13 protein-coding genes and 1 pseudogene are annotated in these 16,594 nt (G+C 63.3%); 9 read left to right on the top strand and 5 right to left on the bottom strand.

Annotated elements, in window-relative coordinates:
* Window positions 1-5 precede the first annotated feature (5 nt).
* The 5 genes from ACX9GQ_RS19275 (at window position 6) to ACX9GQ_RS19255 (ending at window position 6,065) form a co-directional block, all read left to right on the top strand.
* Entirely contained in the window at window positions 6-1,175 is a 1,170-nt protein-coding gene (locus ACX9GQ_RS19275; RefSeq protein WP_459631211.1) for a glycosyltransferase, read from the top strand.
* The gene (locus ACX9GQ_RS19270; protein WP_459631210.1) at window positions 1,165-1,968 is read left to right on the top strand and encodes a glycosyltransferase family 2 protein; all 804 of its coding nucleotides are present in this window, start codon (window positions 1,165-1,167) and stop codon (window positions 1,966-1,968) included. Before ACX9GQ_RS19275 ends, ACX9GQ_RS19270 begins: the two co-directional genes overlap by 11 nt.
* 8 nt (window positions 1,969-1,976) lie before the next feature.
* On the top strand, window positions 1,977-3,770 hold the full coding sequence (locus ACX9GQ_RS19265; protein ID WP_459631209.1) for a carbamoyltransferase family protein: 1,794 nt from the start codon (window positions 1,977-1,979) through the stop codon (window positions 3,768-3,770).
* A 7-nt stretch (window positions 3,771-3,777) separates the two neighbouring features.
* Entirely contained in the window at window positions 3,778-4,731 is a 954-nt protein-coding gene (locus ACX9GQ_RS19260) for a glycosyltransferase family 2 protein (RefSeq protein WP_459631208.1), read from the top strand.
* Window positions 4,732-4,814: 83 nt separating this feature from the next.
* Window positions 4,815-6,065, top strand: coding sequence for a hypothetical protein (locus tag ACX9GQ_RS19255; RefSeq protein ID WP_459631207.1), 1,251 nt, complete (start codon window positions 4,815-4,817; stop codon window positions 6,063-6,065).
* Between the two features lie 81 nt (window positions 6,066-6,146).
* On the opposite strand, the gene ACX9GQ_RS19250 is transcribed toward ACX9GQ_RS19255, so the two are convergent.
* Window positions 6,147-8,012: a hypothetical protein gene (locus ACX9GQ_RS19250; RefSeq protein WP_459631206.1), complete on the bottom strand. Its 1,866-nt coding sequence runs from the start codon at window positions 8,010-8,012 to the stop codon at window positions 6,147-6,149.
* A gap of 230 nt (window positions 8,013-8,242) precedes the next feature.
* Here ACX9GQ_RS19250 and ACX9GQ_RS19245 point away from each other — a divergent pair, with 230 nt between their 5' ends.
* Window positions 8,243-9,490, top strand: a complete 1,248-nt coding sequence (locus tag ACX9GQ_RS19245; RefSeq protein WP_459631205.1) for a glycosyltransferase family 4 protein — start codon at window positions 8,243-8,245, stop codon at window positions 9,488-9,490.
* Here the strand turns inward: ACX9GQ_RS19245 and ACX9GQ_RS19240 are convergent.
* On the bottom strand, window positions 9,487-9,972 hold the full coding sequence (locus tag ACX9GQ_RS19240; RefSeq protein ID WP_459631204.1) for a hypothetical protein: 486 nt from the start codon (window positions 9,970-9,972) through the stop codon (window positions 9,487-9,489). The genes ACX9GQ_RS19245 and ACX9GQ_RS19240 overlap by 4 nt on opposite strands.
* Window positions 9,969-10,775, bottom strand: a complete 807-nt coding sequence (locus ACX9GQ_RS19235; protein WP_459631203.1) for a hypothetical protein — start codon at window positions 10,773-10,775, stop codon at window positions 9,969-9,971. Before ACX9GQ_RS19235 ends, ACX9GQ_RS19240 begins: the two co-directional genes overlap by 4 nt.
* Before the next feature lie 146 nt (window positions 10,776-10,921).
* On the opposite strand from ACX9GQ_RS19235, the gene ACX9GQ_RS19230 reads away from it, so the two are divergent.
* Window positions 10,922-11,755, top strand: a complete 834-nt coding sequence (locus ACX9GQ_RS19230; RefSeq protein ID WP_459631202.1) for a hypothetical protein — start codon at window positions 10,922-10,924, stop codon at window positions 11,753-11,755.
* 198 nt (window positions 11,756-11,953) lie between these two features.
* On the opposite strand, the pseudogene ACX9GQ_RS19225 reads toward ACX9GQ_RS19230, so the two are convergent.
* Together ACX9GQ_RS19225 and ACX9GQ_RS19220 are read right to left on the bottom strand one after the other, a co-directional pair.
* Window positions 11,954-12,479, bottom strand: a pseudogene (locus tag ACX9GQ_RS19225) (transposase).
* 337 nt (window positions 12,480-12,816) lie between these two features.
* On the bottom strand, window positions 12,817-13,500 hold the full coding sequence (locus tag ACX9GQ_RS19220; RefSeq protein ID WP_459631201.1) for a hypothetical protein: 684 nt from the start codon (window positions 13,498-13,500) through the stop codon (window positions 12,817-12,819).
* Window positions 13,501-14,450: 950 nt separating this feature from the next.
* Between ACX9GQ_RS19220 and ACX9GQ_RS19215 the strand changes: the two genes are divergently transcribed.
* Window positions 14,451-14,672 (top strand): hypothetical protein, encoded by a 222-nt coding sequence (locus ACX9GQ_RS19215; protein ID WP_459631200.1) that lies wholly within the window; start codon window positions 14,451-14,453, stop codon window positions 14,670-14,672.
* 215 nt (window positions 14,673-14,887) lie between these two features.
* Entirely contained in the window at window positions 14,888-15,886 is a 999-nt protein-coding gene (galE, locus tag ACX9GQ_RS19210; protein WP_459631199.1) for a UDP-glucose 4-epimerase GalE, read from the top strand.
* Window positions 15,887-16,594 lie beyond the last annotated feature (708 nt).

Raw genomic sequence — 16,594 nt, 5'->3', positions numbered from 1 at the left:
CCCGGATGCGTATTCTGCACGTCGTTCCCACCTATTGGCCAGCGGTACGGTATGGAGGACCCATCGTCTCCGTTCATGGCCTAGCCAAAGCGCAGGTGGAAAAGGGTCATGACGTCGATGTCTTTACGACCAACGTCGATGGACCCGGCGTGGTGCCGTTACCCACGGGCGAAGTGTGTCCGAAGGACGGCGTCAGGGTGACGTACTTCGCCACCGAACTGGGACGTCGGATCTACCGTTCGCCGGCGATGATGTCTGCCTTACGCAGCAACCTCGGGGGTTATGATGTTGTCCACGTGCACTCAGTCTTTCTGTGGCCAACTGTAGCAGCCTGTAGGGAATGCATCAGGCAAAACCGGCCTTTCATTCTCTCTCCGCGCGGCATGCTGGTGCCCGACCTGATCGCCCGGAAAAGTCGCGCGATCAAGACGGCTTGGTTGTGGCTCTACGGTGCATTGACTGTTTCGAGCGCGGCCGCGATCCACGCAACCTCCGTCGTGGAGGCGGAGGCGCTGGCGTCTTTGGGACTTTCCTTTCGGCGCATCGAAGTGATTCCGAATGGCATTGATCCCGATGAACCAAAGATGTTCAATTCTGCTGGCGGTGAGGGGAGGACGATTGTTAGCATAGGACGAATAAACTGGAAAAAGGGACTTGATAGGATCATAGAATCCCTGCCGCTCTTAGTAGACGTTAAGCTCATCATTGCTGGCAATGATGAGGACGGTCATCAGGCCGTGCTTGAGAGCCGGTGCCGCGAGTTGGGTGTAGATCATCGAGTGATGTTTTGCGGAGCGGTTTACGGCGAAGAGAAGTGGAAGCTTCTTGCCGCTGCCGATCTTTTTGTCGCCCCATCGTATTCGGAGAACTTCGGCAATGCCGTGCTTGAGGCACTGACCTGCGGGACGCCCGTGGTGGTCACTCCGGAAGTCGGCCTGTCGGATGACATCTTAAGATCCGGATCCGGCCTGGTGGTGCGCGGCGATCCGGAAGCCCTTGCCTCGGCCATCGCCAAGCTCTTGTCGGACCACTCGCAGCGAAGGGCCATGTCGAGGGCGGCCAGGGAGTTGGCCATCACTCACTTCTCATGGTCTTCCGTCGCACGAAAGATGGATCAAGCATACTCCCGCGCAATTAGAACGGCGGTCGAGAGGGATGCGGTCCATGCATCTTGAAGCGATAACGCCGCTCGTCATCACCTTCAATGAAGAAGATAACATTCGTCGTAATTTATCGAGCCTGCGATGGGCGCGCCGCGTTATAATTTTAGACAGTGGAAGTACGGATGCGACAGTGAAGATTGCTTCTGAATTTGAGAATGTTGATTTGATCCACCGGCAATTCATCTCCTTTGCAGATCAGTGCAATTACGGCCTGGGTCTGGTCAAGACAGAATGGGCACTTTCGCTGGATGCAGATTATGTGCTGGATGAAGGATTCGCTGAAGAGATAGAACGAGGCGTAGATGATCAGGGCAAAGCCGGATTTCGTGCGTCGTTCATCTACTGCGTTAACGGCAGGGCCCTCAGGGGAACACTTTATCCTCCAAGGGCAGTACTCTATCGTACGTCGGGGGCCACATACGTACAGCACGGTCACGGACACAAAGTCCAAATCGACGGCGTTGTCGGCGATCTCAAGAGTAAAATATATCACGATGACCGGAAGCCATTGTGGCGCTGGTTTGCATCCCAGCAGAATTATGCCGCTGCTGAGGCGGAGTACCTGCTGACTGCGCGATCGGATGATCTTCGTCGAGTAGACCGAGTCAGGCGCATGGGATGGCCGGCGCCGTTGCTTGTCTTTCTGTATACGTTGATCGTAAAGAGATGTTTTCTTGATGGATTTCCTGGCTGGCTCTATGTGATGCAAAGAACCTGTGCCGAGATCATGATCGCCTTGGAAGTCATCGACCGATCAATGAAGAAGAATGCAGCAAAACCGCTGCGCTCTGATCAACGCGAATAGGTGTTTGAGTGTACATCCTCGGTCTGAATGCCTACCACGGCGATGCAGCAGCCTGTCTTCTCAAGGATGGTCTCATCGTTGCCGCCGCCGAGGAGGAACGCTTCCGGCGCGTGAAGCATTGGGCGGGTTTCCCGGGGCGGGCGGTGGCCTGGTGCCTGAAAGACGCGGGGATTGGTCTCTCCGACGTCGCTCACGTGGCGCTGAACTCCGATCCGCGGGCCCACCTCGCGCGGAAGGCGGGCTTCGCGCTTCTGAAGCGACCGGATCTCGAGCTGATCCTCGATCGGCTGCGAAACCAGAAGCGGCGCAGCAGCGTGGCCGACGAGTTCAAGTCGACGTTTCCGAACGACACGTTCACGTCACAGGTGCACCGGGTCGAGCACCATCTCGCCCACCTGGCCTCCGCCTTCCTCGTATCTCCGTTCAAGGAGGCCGTCGCCGTCTCCGTCGACGGCTTCGGTGACTTCTCGAGTGCGGCCTGGGGTGTCGGTCGGGACGATGCCGTCGACATCGAGGGGAGGGTGTTCTTTCCCCACTCGCTGGGCATCTTCTATCAGGCGCTGACGCAGTATCTCGGCTTTACTCATTACGGCGACGAGTACAAGGTCATGGGTCTTGCCCCTTATGGCCAGCCGACCCGCCTCGCGGACATGCGGCGGATCGTCAGGTTGAAGGAGGATGGCGGCTTCGAACTCGACACGCGCTTCTTCCGCCATCACCGGGAGAAGATCGACTATGCGTGGGACGGCGGCAGTCCCGCCGTTGGCACGCTCTTCTCCCCGGAACTGGAGGCTCTGCTGGGCCCAGCCCGCTCCGAAGGCGAGCCGCTGCAGCAGCACCACAAGGATATCGCCAGGTCCGTCCAGGCCATGTACGAGGAGGCGTTCTTCCATTTGCTGCGGACGCTGCACGGGCGCCACGGCCTCGATGCGGTCACGCTGGCCGGCGGCTGCGCCATGAACTCGGTCGCCAACGGCAAGATCAAGCGCATGACGCCATTCCGGCGGGTCTATGTACAGTCGGCGGCTGGCGACGCCGGCGGCGCCATCGGTGCAGCGTTGTCGGTTTGGATGTCCCTGAAGACGGGCAACGCGCCGCCACCGGCGTCAAGCGCGCTCCAGGGAGACGCGGGCCTGAGACGCGCCGTGATGGATCACTCCTACCTTGGGCCATCGTTCTCGCGGGATGAGATCGGCGGTCTCCTCGATCTGCGTCGGGTCGAGATCGCCGAGGCAGGCTGTCGGGTGCAGGAGGTCGAGGACGACGCCTCGCTCTGTGACCGCACGGCCCGTGCCATTGCGGCGGGTCTGGTCATCGGCTGGTTCCAGGGCCGCATGGAGTGGGGTCCGCGCGCGCTCGGAAACCGGTCCATCCTCGGCGATCCGCGACGGGCGGACATGAAGGACATCCTCAACCTCAAGATCAAGCGGCGAGAGAGCTTTCGCCCCTTCGCTCCGTCGATCCTGCGAGAGCACGTGGCCGAATGGTTCGAGGAGGACGCGGACGTCCCCTTCATGATGCAGGTGTTCCAGATACGCGAGGAGAAGCGCCCCCTCGTTCCGGCCATCACCCACGTGGACGGGTCGGGGCGGCTGCAGACCGTTCACCGAGAGACGAACCCCCGCTACTGGATGCTCATCGATGCGTTCCGGCAGGCGACGGGCATCCCGATGGTGCTGAACACCTCCTTCAATGAGAACGAGCCCGTCGTGTGCCGCCTGGAGGAAGCGCTCGACTGCTTCCTGCGCACGCGCATGGACGCGCTGGTGCTCGATCGCTGGATGATTACGCGCGCGGCGTGAGAATTCGATGGCGCTTCTGAGCTATGTCGTTCCAGCATACAACGCGGAGGCCGATATCGGCCGTTGCCTGCGTTCGCTCGTCGAACAGCCTGGGTTCGACGCGCCGATCATCGTCGTGGACGACGGGTCGACGGATGGGACTGCAAAGGTGGTGGCAGGTTTCGGCGACCGGGTGCAGTACGTGCGCCAGGACAATGCCGGCCCATCCGTGGCCCGGAACCGAGGCCTTGCACTGGTCGCGACCGAGGCGGTGTGCTTTGTCGACAGTGACGATTACGTGGTGGGACCTCATGGCGCGGTTGTCAACAGGCGCTGGTCGCCCGAATTCGACATGCTCGTGGGGCATTGTGCTGAAGAGAAGCCCGGGCGCCTCGAACTATCCCTGACGAACAAATACGCGCCTGGATCCGATCATCGGACCATGATCAAGCATTTCATGGCCGACAATTGCGTGCAGACATCGACGATCGTCTGGTCGACTGCTTTCATTTGCTCCATCGGCGGTTGGGATCCCGAGATATGGGGTGTCGATGACATCGACCTGGCATTTCGCGGTTTCGCGGCCGGGGCCCGCATGGGGTTCACCGCCGATCCGGCGTGGGTCGCCTGGTATCACCGGCCAGGAAGCGTCTCGCGCGTGCTGAACAAGCGCTTAGCGGACAGTCACGTGCTTTCGCTGAAAAAGCTTTCCGATCTGCTGGCGTCAATGCAGGCCGATGAGCAGTCGTGGCTCCTCTACCAGGATCGTTGCCTGCGGACGGCCCGCCACCTCCATCTTAACGGCTTCCCATCCCAAGGCCTAACGATAGTCCGTCACGCTCAGGCCTTCGGGAAAGGCCATTATCCCGGACGTGCATGGGAGCGGGTCGTCGCCGAGTGTTTCGGGATCCCGGCGGCGCTGAGGGTCAGACACCGTCTGGGGCAGTTCCACCGTCTCCTGACGGCAAGAGGGCGGCCGTAGGCACGGCCGGTCCTCGAACCTGCCTGCCCGACATTGCGCCGGTGCGAAGCTCGACTGGACATCTCGCTCCCCTGATCGCAGCAGTGCTGGCCGCGGGCCTTTATGCTGCCTCCAGCCGCACCGGCGTGTCGTTTACCGAGGATGTCTGGGCCTACTGGCAGGGTGCGATTTCAATCCTTGACGGTCAGGGCTACCGGTACTTTTCCGGCAACCCGATCACCGCATGGCCGCCGCTCTACAGCGCCTATCTGGCGATTTGGTCCGGAGTGCTCGGTCGGAGCGCGCTGTCACTGGCCTTTGCCCATGGGGCGCTTATCGCGGTCCAGGCCGCCGGCTGGTGTCTTCTCTATCGGTCACTTCGCCCCGAAGCCCGCGCTGACCGCGGCTGGATATCCGGGGCCATCGCGGTCTGGCTCGCGTCCTACGTGGCACTCAACCAGATCTATCTTCTCTCGCACACGATCCAACTAGCGATCCTTCCCTACTTTCTCACGGCTCTAGTGTCCCTCGTAGGGAGCGAGCGGCCCGGCTGGACCGCGGGCGGCCTTGCCCTATCGGGGGCGCTCCTCTCGCTGGCCCACAACTCGAGCGTGGCCCATGTCGGGGCTGCGGCGCTGTGCATCCTGGCTTTGGCTCGTGGTCCTCTTACGATGCGCGTGGCTGTCAGCTGTGGTCTCGTATTGGCCGCAGGTGGAACGTCGCTGTTGACGCGGGTGGCATTGGGGCAGGGGCAGACGCCTCCCTTCGTTGGCGGCCGCTTCGGACCGTTGGAGACGGTAAGCCAGGCTTTGGGCAGCATTGGCGGAAGCCTCCTCGCTGGGCGGCCTGGTAAAGTCGTAGCGCTCGTTCTGCTGGCTTATGCGATGGCGGTGGTCGCCCGGGTGACGCGCCTCGAGGACCGGGCCGCTTCCCTTCATTGCCTCGCCGCGACGGCCGCCATCTTCCTTCTCTTCAACGTCCTGTGGCTGAACGGGAGCATCGCCGAAACGCGGCATCTCCTGTTCGTGGCGGCGGTGCTCGTTCCGCTGGCCGTCGTTCACCTCACGGAGATCCGTCCGGTCTACGGCGGCCTCGCAGCGATCGCACTGGTTCTTGCAGCCGTGGCGTGGCAGGCAAACACCGATGTCTCCAGCCTCGGCGAGCGCATTCCGTTGTCTGCCGAACTCGATGCCAGCCTGCCGCCTCGCGCCCAGGTGATCAGGAATGGCCGCCTGTTCGTCGGCCCTTCCTTGTGGGAAGAGCCCGCAGGAGGATACGCGGCGAGCATTCCCCTCTGGGGCCCCAACCAGGACGTTCAGCGCCGCCTGTTCGGGAGCAGTCCCATTCCCGATTGAGTGCCGGCGGGGCGCGAGGCGCTTTGCCATGAAAAAAGCCCGGCTCGCGCCGGGCTTTTCCGCTTTAAGGCTCGCCGACGTTCAGGCCACCAGCAGATCGGCCTCCGGCATGGGAACGTGGGTCCAGTCGTCACGGCCGCAGCAGCAATCGGTCTCGCAAGGGTCTGCGGTGAACTGGACGACGATGTCGTTGAAGTCCTTGTCGATGCCGGCACCGTCGTCGTCGAAGGCGAGGAAGATCGAGCTCTCTCCGTTGCCCGTGGCGGCCACGATGTCCGCCCACGTCAGGTCGTCGACGCTCTTGCTCGGCTGCCAGAGCGAGTCGGTCGCGGTGTCGAACAGATCGTCCCCGTTATCGACATAGATCGCCACGCGGGCATTCGAACTTTCCGTGCCGTTGGAGATGATGCGGAAATCGCCCGTTCCGGTATCGGTCGGGTCGAAGTTCACGTTGAGTTCGAGGTCGAACGGCGTCTCGGCGACACTGCCGCCGGACTCACCCGTGCCGGCGATCTCCAGGACGTTGAAGAAGCCCGAGTCCTCGAAGACGGACTTGAACGTGCCGCTGGAGATCACGCAGTCCGGCTCGTCGTCGCACTTGGGCTTGGTGAAGTCGGCGAGCACGACGATGTCGTTGTAGTCCTCGTCGATGCCGGCCCCGTCGTCGTCAAACGCCAGGAAGAGGTCCTTCGAACCATTCTCGGACAACTCGGCCAGCTTCGCCCAGGAGAGCGTCGTGACGTCGACGTCGATGAGAGCGGAACCGTCGTCGCCGCCGGCCTCGAAGGAATGGTCGCCATCATCGATGTAGACCTTGACGCGGGCATCGCTGCTGATCACGCCGTTGCTAACAAGAGAGAAATGCCCGTCGGCCCCGTCCATGGCGTCGAACGTGACGGCAAGCGGCACGCCGAACGGCGTTTCCTGCACGTCGCCACCCGATTCACCCGTGCCCTCGACCACGAAGGTGTTGAAGAACCCGGAGTCCTCGTAGACCGACGTGAAGGTCACCTCCGAGACAACGCACGGCTTGTCGTGACACTCGGGTTCCTTGAAGTCGGCCAGCACGACGATGTCGTTGTAGTCCTCGTCGATCCCGGCACCGTCATCGTCGATGGCGAGAAACAGATCCTTGGTGCCGTGGTCCGAAGCCGTTGCGAGCTCGTTCCACGTCAGGTTCTCGAGGGGCTTCTCGAAGAGATAGGACCCGTCGCCTGCACCGGGCTCGAACAAGTGGTCGCCGTCATCGACATAGACCTTCACCCGGGCGTCCGAACTCGGCGTCCCGTTGCTGTCGAGGGAGAAGTGACCGCCGGTCGTGTCGCCTGCGTCGAACGTGACATTGAGCGTCACGGCGTAGGGCGTTTCCGGGATGTCGCCGCCCTCTTCGCCCTGTCCGGAAACAATGAGCGTATTGAAGAACCCCGAATCCTCGTAAACCGATGTGAGCGTCACCTCGGAGACGGGGCAGTCGGGTTGATGACCGCAGGACTCGTCCTTGCCGTCATGGCAGGGCTCCTCCTTCGGCGGCGCGACTTCGCCCTTGACGACCATGTCGTTGAAGTCGCCGTCGGAACTGTTGCCGTCGTCGTCGATGGTGATGAAGATAGCGTTGGCGCCGTTGTTCGACGCGGCGACGACCTGTGTCCAGGTCAGGGAACCAACGGTCCGATCCGAGCCGTTCTGCGTGTCGCCGGCAGCGTTGAAGAGGCCGTCGCCGTTGTCGGTCCACAGTTGCAGACGCGCCGAGGGAAGCGGGCTCCCGTTGCCGGACAGCAGGAACGAGTTGGGTAGCGCGGAGAATGAATCGAAGAGCAGGTCCACGCTCGACGTCGGCGTCTCCGGCAGCAGGAACTCGCCCCCGTCACCGAAGATGCTCAGCGTGTTGAAAAAGTCGGAGTTTTCGGACAACGAGGTGAACTTCACCCCTCGCAGGCTGACCGGCATGACGCATATCCCTGTCGTTCTATTGCCACCTCCTTAACACACTTTAACCTTCAGGCGGAAGGTGCATTTTGTCGTTAAAGAGGCAGGTTGGCGCCTTAACGCGGGCAAAAGGAGATGGTTCCGAACGTTGCCGGATCAGGCGCAAGGAGGTCTCGGTGCGTCCTGGTAGTCGTCGGCACTCGTGATTCGCCCGAAGTCGGCTTAATCTCGTCAGGAATACGTGCAAGCCCGTGCAGATCATCTTCATCAACAGGTTCTATTTTCCCGACTTCAGCGCGACCAGCCAGTTGCTGACGGATCTGGCCGTTTCCCTGGCGAAAGATGGGCTAAGCGTGTCGGTGGTGACGAGCCGCCTCCGCTATGATGACCCGTCGGTCCGGCTGGCGGCTTCGGAAGACGACCGGGGCGTTCGCATCGTCCGGGTCTGGACCTCGCGGCTCGGGCGGGCCCGGCTCGCGCTCCGCGCGGTGGACTACGCGACCTTTTACGTCAGCGCACTCTGGGCGCTGTTTCGTACCGCCAGTCTGGGTGACGTCATCGTCGCCAAGACCGATCCGCCGCTCATCGGCATTCCTGCGGCGTGGATTGCGCGCTGGCGCGGCGCCACGGTCGTCCATTGGTGCCAGGATCTTTATCCCGAGACGGCGGAGGCACTCGGCTTTCTGCCGAAGGACGGATGGAGTGCGCGAAGCCTGCGGCGGATCCGCAACGCCACCTTCCGCAAAGCCCGCACCTGCGTCGTGCTTGGAGAACGGATGGCGGGCCATCTTCTGAACGAAGGCATCCCCGAGGACGCAATCTCCGTCGTGCCGAACTGGGTCGAGGAGACCGTCATCAGCCCCCTTCCGCGGCAGGACAATCCCCTGCGGCAGGCGTGGGACCTCGACGATCGCTTTGTCGTGGCCTACTCGGGCAACCTTGGCCGGGCGCACGAGTTCGACACCCTGCTGGCCGCCGCCGAGTTACTGCGGTCGCAGTCCCGTCTGCTCTTTCTCTTCATCGGTGGAGGCCACGGCATCGAGCGGCTGCGCGCCGAGGTGGCGGCCCGCGGGCTCGCGCATCTGTTCCAGTTCCGGCCCTATCAGGACCAGGCGATGCTGCGGCAATCTCTCGGGGTTGCTGACGCGCACTGGGTGTCGCTGCGCCCCGAACTGGAGGGGCTCATCGTGCCCAGCAAGGTCTACGGCATCATCGCGGCGGGACGCCCGGTGATTGCCGTGGCCGATCCTCAGGGTGAACTGGGGCGCATGGTCGCCCGGCACGATTGTGGGGTCTGTATTGCGCCGGGGGACGGCGAAGCCCTGGCAAACGAGATCGGCGCGCTTGCCGACGATCCCGCGCGGGTCTCCCGGCTGGGGGCGAATGGCAGGGCCGCCTCGGAAACGCATTACGCCCGGTCGGTCGCCCTAGAGCGGTGGAGCGCGGTCCTTCAAGGGGCGGCGGCGGGCGCGACTGAGCCGTCCCGCTCCTCCCACTAGGACGCCGGCAGTCGGGCCCAGTCCACCGGCACCTGCTGCAGACAGTGAGCCGGATCCTGGACGGCCAGCGCGATCGAGATCCAGGGATTTTCCGGAGCGGCTTGGAGGTTGACGAGGGCGCGCCGCCAAAGCCACCGCGGGATGAGCGTTACCGCCCCGAGGTCTTCGACGATGCCCCCGTCATGCACGTACACCGTGGGTTCTTGACGGAACACCTGCCGCGAGACGTCGGAGATCCGGTGGATCTCGGGAAGGTAAACCACCCGCACCGCATCGGCGCAGCCCTCGCGCGCGAAGGTATAGAGCGTCTCGCCGCCGAGAATTTCCCGCTCGGAGGTCCGGGCATAGCCCTTCGAAGACATGAAGCGCTGCAACTGCTCGCGGGGATCAGGGACAACGGGCGCGACGTCGCCTCGCGCGACGAAGAGGATCGAGGTGGCGAGCACGGCGGCACAACCGGCGTGGAACAGGCCGCGGATCATGTCGCCCGGCTTGCCCCGCGCGTGGCGGCGAATGCCGCGCCGATGGTCATGGCCCCATAGGCGAGCGAGACGAGGCCGGCGCCGTCCCCGTCATGCCAGTAGGCATGCCCCTCCCGGGACAAGGCCGTCGGCAGGAGGCGCATCCAGTTGATCATGATGCCTACCACGAGCAGTCCGGTGATCCAGCTGACGTCCCCGGGGACGAGTCGCCCGCGCCGACCGAGCACGATGATCAAGTAGCCCGCGATGACGGTGGCGATGACGTGCGAGGACGAGCACGCGCCCATCACATCGATGGCGAAGTCGTTGCCCACGACATAGACGAGGGGTCCCACCCCGGTCGTCTGGTGGCCGGCTTCTGCCAGGAGCCCGCGCAAAACCTCCGCGTCCACCCGCCCAATCAACTCGTGCAGCCACAGGAACGGGCCCGACTGAACGATGAACTGAAACACGAAGAGCGTGATCGCCCAGGCGACGACCCGGATCGACGAGACGAAGACGGACAGCGCCAGCAGCCAGAGCTCAAGGCCGCCGCTGGCATAGGTAGGCCGGTAGCGCAGGAGCAGGACGAGCGCCGCGACGACCCCCAGGGTCGCCAGCGCCACCCCCGGCCCGACGATATCAGAGGGGCGCAGCGCGAGCGCGAGGCGAGCGATGAAGTAGACCTCGAGAAGCTCCAGGGCCGTCACATGCTGGAAGATGCCGAGCCCAATGTCGTCCGCGGGCATCGACGCGAACTTCTGGCGCAGGACACCCCACAGGATGAAGGCGAAGATCCAGAAGACAAGTTCTCGCGCAGGCAACGCCCACGTTTGGTCGGCTGGCGATTTAACGACGAGGCTCATCTTCGCTAGACGCATTAAAGAACGAAACCTAAAACAAATCCTACGCGTGCAGGCCCCTCTCCGCTAGACGGGGTCAGCCGGCCTCGACCGCCGAGGGAGTTGGAATGAGGCTTGCCCTGAGCTTGATCGTGCTGCTGGCAACGGCAGGGATTCTCTTGCGCGCCTGGTTCTCTCCAATACGGCCGTTTAACATCGTGTCGGTCTCCGTCCGCCAGGCGACCGTGTTCATTCGGCAGCAATGGGCCGTGGCCCTGTTCCTGATGCTACCCACGTTTGCCACGCCGTTCGGCGGCATCGTCGCCAGCCTTTCGACGACAAGCACTCCCCTCCGTTTCTTGATCGCGCTACTGTGGCAGTTCGTGTGCGCGGCAGGCATGGCCCTCGTCGCCATCCGGATCCACCGGGGCCTCGTGAAGCGAGAGCGGGGCAACCGGATCCTGCTGGGACGCCGCGAGGCGAGGATGATCGGCTTCGTGCTAACCGCACTCGCCCTCATCGTCGCGATCCGGCTCGTCCCCTTCCTGGCAGACGGCATTGTCGGGGGCCTGCCGCTCCGGCTCATTGAATTGGGTTCGAATCTCGCGGCGTGGGTGGTCACGATCTCGTTGTGCTACGTAGGACCCGCCGCTTCACTGGACGACAAAGCTCCCGTCGCGGCGTCGCTATTCTCGTTCCGCACCGAGGTATTCGCGACGGCCGCACTCGTGATTGTCTTGCAGGGAATTAACTCTACGGCGTTTTTCGCCATCGGTGCGTTGCTTTCGCTCAGCGGGATTAACGTTCTGATCCTCACCATCGCGAGCCTCATCATTACGCTGCTGCTGTGGATGACATTCATCATCTCAGAGAACGCTTTGGTGATTGCGCTGACGCGTATCCGAGAGAACGTCTATGAATCTGACACGAGAGGGCGAGATTACAACGCCGACTGGTTCTGATCGTATGCCTTTAAGGCGATTGTAGATTCCGCACCTTAGTACGGTCCCTCATTGAGAAAAGTGAAAGCTGGCAACGAACGGGCAGATTATCCGGGCTGCGGACTGCCCTTGCTCCAGTCCACGCCACCTGAAACAGATCATGTTGAAGGCAAAGAAACGGATGATGGTTGCTAGAGCGGTATTCGATCAGATTGCATCTTAGCCTGCGGCCGTGAAGTAGTTGGCGCATTCGGCTGATGGGAAGAGGTCGATGATCCGGCCGATGGCGGTCCAAAGGCCGCTGACGGAGCGCTCGGCGGCTTTGCGCAGGAGCGTCTTGAGCTTGGCGAAGACGTTTTCGATCGGGTTGAAGTCGGGGCTATACGGCGGCAGGTAGCGCAGCTGTGCGCCGGCCGGCTCGATTCATCTGGCGCACGCGCGGCCCCTTTTGGCTCGACACGTTATCCATGACGACGACGTCGCCGGGCCGCAGTTCTGGGATGAGGACTTTCTCGACGCCGAGCGTTGTCATGACAGCCTCATGATGGGCTTCGATCCTGTTCGAGCGCCGGTCGCCGCCCAACGCCTTGGGGCGTGGATCGCCCTGTTCGAGTTCCAGCTTGCGCCAGCGTCTAACGCTCGCCGCGCTTACACCGAACCGATCCGCAGCCTCGCGATGCGTCGCGCCGGTCGCCACTGCCCTCAAAACCCGAACCCGAAGATCGACCGACAGGGCTTTTGACATGCCTGCCGGCCTCCGTCCGGCAGCCAGTCTGCATCAGCTTCACGCCGATTTGGGAATCCCTCTCGATTCCATCAGGACGGGTTCCGCTCTAGCCGCCACCCAATAAACCAAGAACACAGTGCCGTGGAGTAACGATTACAGCAAGCCCAACCTAGAGTGCACACATCGTGCCGACCGAGTATGTCACAGTTGGGCCTCTATGAACGACCGCTCAAAGTCAATGCTGACCAACTTTACGGCAGTAATTTTCGATTGATTACATGCCCAAAACGAGAAGATAGGAGCCGAAGATTGTGACAGCTCTACCGCCTCGCCTTTCTTCAGGCCGCGACGAGCTTCACGCCGCCGACCTCTTCCTCAGCCACGATGCGCCTGCAGCGGCACATAAAGCGAGCAGCGAGACAACACCGGCGCCGGGAAGCGGAGCAGGAACACGAATCTCATCGATCCTGAAGCAGGTCGTCGATTGGCCGGTACAGCTGCTTCCGTTAAAGAAGATCGTCGCAGTATTGCTGCTAGCCTGGAAAGACGTCTTGTACTCCGTCCAGTTACCATTCGCGGTATTGCCGGTGGTAGAAGGCCGATTAGCTAGCGCTTCGTTCAGCGCCCCCGCATAAGGGGTCGGTGGGTTAGCGTTCAACAGAGGCTGGAAGAACGACATGTCTTTCACGCCATCGAAGATCGCAACTGCAAGCTGTCCTGCGTTCGCGGCCCCCGCCAACTTTACATAGTACGTCAACGTGTACGTCACGCCGACAACAAGCTGTGTCACTTGCGCAAAAGTCGTTTCATTGGTCCGAAGCGACATGCTGCTCGAAGTGCTTGAATTCGAGACAGTATCCGTTTCGGTCAAGCACGCGCCACCCTGCGAAGAACTCCAGAAGCAGCCTAAGTTGTCGTCAAACGCGTTGTTCGTGACGTTGCCAGGGCCGGGCGCCAGCAACTGAGCGGACGCCGAACCCGTCAACATTATGAACGAAGCCGCAGCGACGAAAAGGACAGTAGAGAAGCGCTGGCGCATACACGCCTCCTGTCAACGAGAATCCTTTAATTTTAAATCATAGACTCAACCTGTTGGCAAGGCGCCCGCAAAAGCCACCGCCGCCGTTGCCCCTTATCAGCGATGGTCATTCCGCAGAACGGGCGGTTTGGCCACGTTGGTCAGTAATGGCCGGTTGCCGCTAAATCAACTTTCTGCTCACGTGTCACCACCCGCCCATCCACCGTCCTCTTCCACCTCGATCCCCTGCCTCCCGGTATTGGCCGCCGCGCCCGTGAGGGGCCCGATGTGTCGAGCCCTGACGCGAACCGCCTTGGCGATCGCCGGCACGTCCCGCCGCCGCGTCTTGCCCCGCTGTCTGGCGTGTCCCGTCCGCCGAGAGTGAGCGGGATGACGTGATCGACGTACCAGCGGATGCCGGGCGTGAGGGGCCACCCACAGCTCTGGCACCGGCCGTGGGCGGCTACGAAGAGGTCGAGTCGTTCTCGTGTGGAGAGGGAGCTCCGGCGCGAGTTGTCAGTCACGCCGCGCCTCCATTCGTGCCTGTCTCGCCGCCATCGCCCACACGTCGACGCGACCCATCCGCATCCGGCTGGTCTAGTTCAACGAACCGCTGGCGATTCCGCTTGAGCATCCGCGCGGCCGCCGCGGGGATCTCCCGGCTCGCGGTTGAGAGCCTCGGCGTGAACTCCTGCACGATCTCGTCGAGCGCGGCGCGATCGCGGGCGCAGCGCAGGGCGCCGTCGAAGAGGGTGACGTCGTCATGGTGGCGGTTGCCGTCGTGTCGCCGGCGACGTCGACCTCCGCGGCGACGGAATCGTTCGGCACGCGCCGCGCCGGTTGGGGGTTGGCGGCTTGGGAGGGAGCCTCCGTGGTCCCCGGCCGTCCCAACTTTTTGTATACTGCAGATGTTGCGCCTCTCGGGCCGATGCGGTGCGGCGCCGGGTGAGAGCGGGGAGGGGCCGTCATCGTTGACTCGTCCCGGGCGGCGGCGGCCCGCCGAGGTCCGCGACATCGTCTACAGCGAACACGAGACGCCCCCGCCGCGCGTGCGGCGCTGGACGGAGGCGCCTACCGATCCCGTCATCCCCCGGCAGCCCTACTTCGAGGATCTCCTCGGCGCGGCCGGTTCGGGGCGCGTGCGCGTCCACTACCTCGACCACAGGACGCCGCCGCTGATCAGGCCGCCATGATCGAGGTGAGGTTCGGCCCCGGGCGGAAGCGAGCGTTCGGGAGGGTGGTCGCCGACGGAGCGGCCCGATATCGTTGTCCTAGGGCAGACACCCGCCGGTTGTCTTGAAACCGTGGGTCTTTGTTCCCCGCGTGACGTTGTTCGAACCCTAGCGCGCGATGCGGCCGGGTTCGAAGACGGATGTGCGATGGTCGACGGAATGAGCGGAGCCTATTCTTGAACATCCTCGTGACGGGCGGTGCGGGTTTCATCGGGAGTTCGACCTGCGCGGCGCTCGCGTCCGCCGGCTACCGTCCCATCACCTATGACAGCCTCGTCACCGGTCATGCGGACAATGTTCGCTGGGGACCGCTCGAGGTGGGCGACATCCGTGACCCCGGGCGCGTGCGGGACGTCTTCGCGGCGTACCGCCCGGCTGCCGTCATCCACTTCGCGGCGTCCGCCTATGTCGGCGAGTCCGTCGAGAACCCCGGCAAGTACTACGACGCCAACGTCGCGGGCATGCAGACGCTGCTCTCGGCGGCGAAGGACCATGGGGTGCTCCGCGTCGTGTTCTCGAGCAGCTGCGCCACTTACGGAAGCCCGGCAACGATCCCTATCACGGAGGACACGCTCCAAGCCCCCATCAACCCCTACGGCAGGAGCAAGCTCGTCGGCGAGTGGATGCTCCGGGACTTCGGGGTAGCGCACGGGCTGGCGTCGGTGTCCCTGCGCTACTTTAACGCGAGCGGGAGCGACATTCAGAACGAATTGAAGGAGCGCCACGATCCGGAGACCCATCTCATCCCCCGGGTGATGCTGGCCGCAGCCGGCCGCATCCCGGTTCTCGAGATCTTCGGCCACGACTACGAGACGCCCGACGGGACCTGCATCCGCGACTATGTCCATGTCCGCGACCTCGCTGCCGGCCACGTGGCGGCCCTTCGCTACCTGCTGCAGGGAGGGAGCAGCCTTGCCGTCAACCTGGGCACGGGCCAGGGTTCGTCGATCCGCCAGATCGTTGACGCGACGCAGGCCCTGTTCGGCGTGGACATCCCTGTCTCCTGCCGGCCTCGCCGGGCAGGAGATCCGGCGACGCTCGTCGCGGATCCTGCCCTCGCGCGGCGCCTGTTCGGGCTCGACTTCGCGGAGTCGGATCTGGAGACCATTCTTCTATCCGCCGGCCGCTCCTTCGGGCTTGAGCCTCTGGGCAACACGCCTCTTGGCGTTGGTTAGCTGCCGACAGATCGTTCGTTGAGACGGATTGTGTGGGAGGGGGCGTCCGGCGTCTCCGGCCGATTGCGAATCATTCGCGGCCCGACGCCCCACATGCACCGCGCCGTCGTCTGGAGGATGACACGGTGCCCCGAAGCCGTGTCTGCTTGTCCACGACCATGCCCGTCCTCACCGTCATGGGGCCGGAGCGGCCCCATGCCATGTCGGAGAAGCAGAAGTGGGAAATATCCCTCGTATTTTCAGCGATTTAGGGGGTTGACGTCGACACCCGGAGGCGGTCCACTTCCAACCGTGGCTGCTGGCAGGTGGTAACCGCGATGAGCGGCGGGCGCTGGCCGGGCCTGGGCCGCGGGGTGGCTTTCCCCACGCGGTCGGAGACCCGGGTTCGGGATGCGCGGACACCACGCACGTTCCGGGGAGGGACCGGAGACCGCCTCTGCAAGGAGGTCGTCAGGAGGTTGGATCCCCGCAGAGCGTTGGACGGTGGGTCTGGGGCTGGAGATCCCCGGGGCCTTTTTGGAAGCCTCATCCCCCTGACGCTGTCGGGAGCGCTGCTGGCGTGCCCGCAGGCTGGGGATCCCTGTCCACCCTTGTGCCCGCGCCGGCGACCTCACCGGCGCGCGGCCCCGCCATGGAGGTCCGCATGCCGGATCCCACGTCCGCATCCGCCGCGCACGCGAGCCGCGCGTCAGGCGCCTTCGCCGCACT

The organism is Alsobacter sp. R-9 (genome assembly GCF_054612375.1).
Note: the sequence above shows the minus strand (reverse complement) of the source record. Positions and strands in the feature narration are given on the sequence as shown.

Excerpts from the sequence above, each read along its gene's own strand:
- ACX9GQ_RS19275 (WP_459631211.1), top strand. The coding sequence starts at position 6 with ATGCGTATTCTGCACGTCGTTCCCACCTATTGGCCAGCGGTACGGTAT.
- ACX9GQ_RS19270 (WP_459631210.1), top strand. The coding sequence starts at position 1,165 with ATGCATCTTGAAGCGATAACGCCGCTCGTCATCACCTTCAATGAAGAA.
- ACX9GQ_RS19240 (WP_459631204.1), bottom strand. The coding sequence starts at position 9,972 with ATGATCCGCGGCCTGTTCCACGCCGGTTGTGCCGCCGTGCTCGCCACC.
- ACX9GQ_RS19260 (WP_459631208.1), top strand. The coding sequence starts at position 3,778 with ATGGCGCTTCTGAGCTATGTCGTTCCAGCATACAACGCGGAGGCCGAT.
- ACX9GQ_RS19250 (WP_459631206.1), bottom strand. The coding sequence starts at position 8,012 with ATGCCGGTCAGCCTGCGAGGGGTGAAGTTCACCTCGTTGTCCGAAAAC.
- ACX9GQ_RS19220 (WP_459631201.1), bottom strand. The coding sequence starts at position 13,500 with ATGCGCCAGCGCTTCTCTACTGTCCTTTTCGTCGCTGCGGCTTCGTTC.
- ACX9GQ_RS19230 (WP_459631202.1), top strand. The coding sequence starts at position 10,922 with ATGAGGCTTGCCCTGAGCTTGATCGTGCTGCTGGCAACGGCAGGGATT.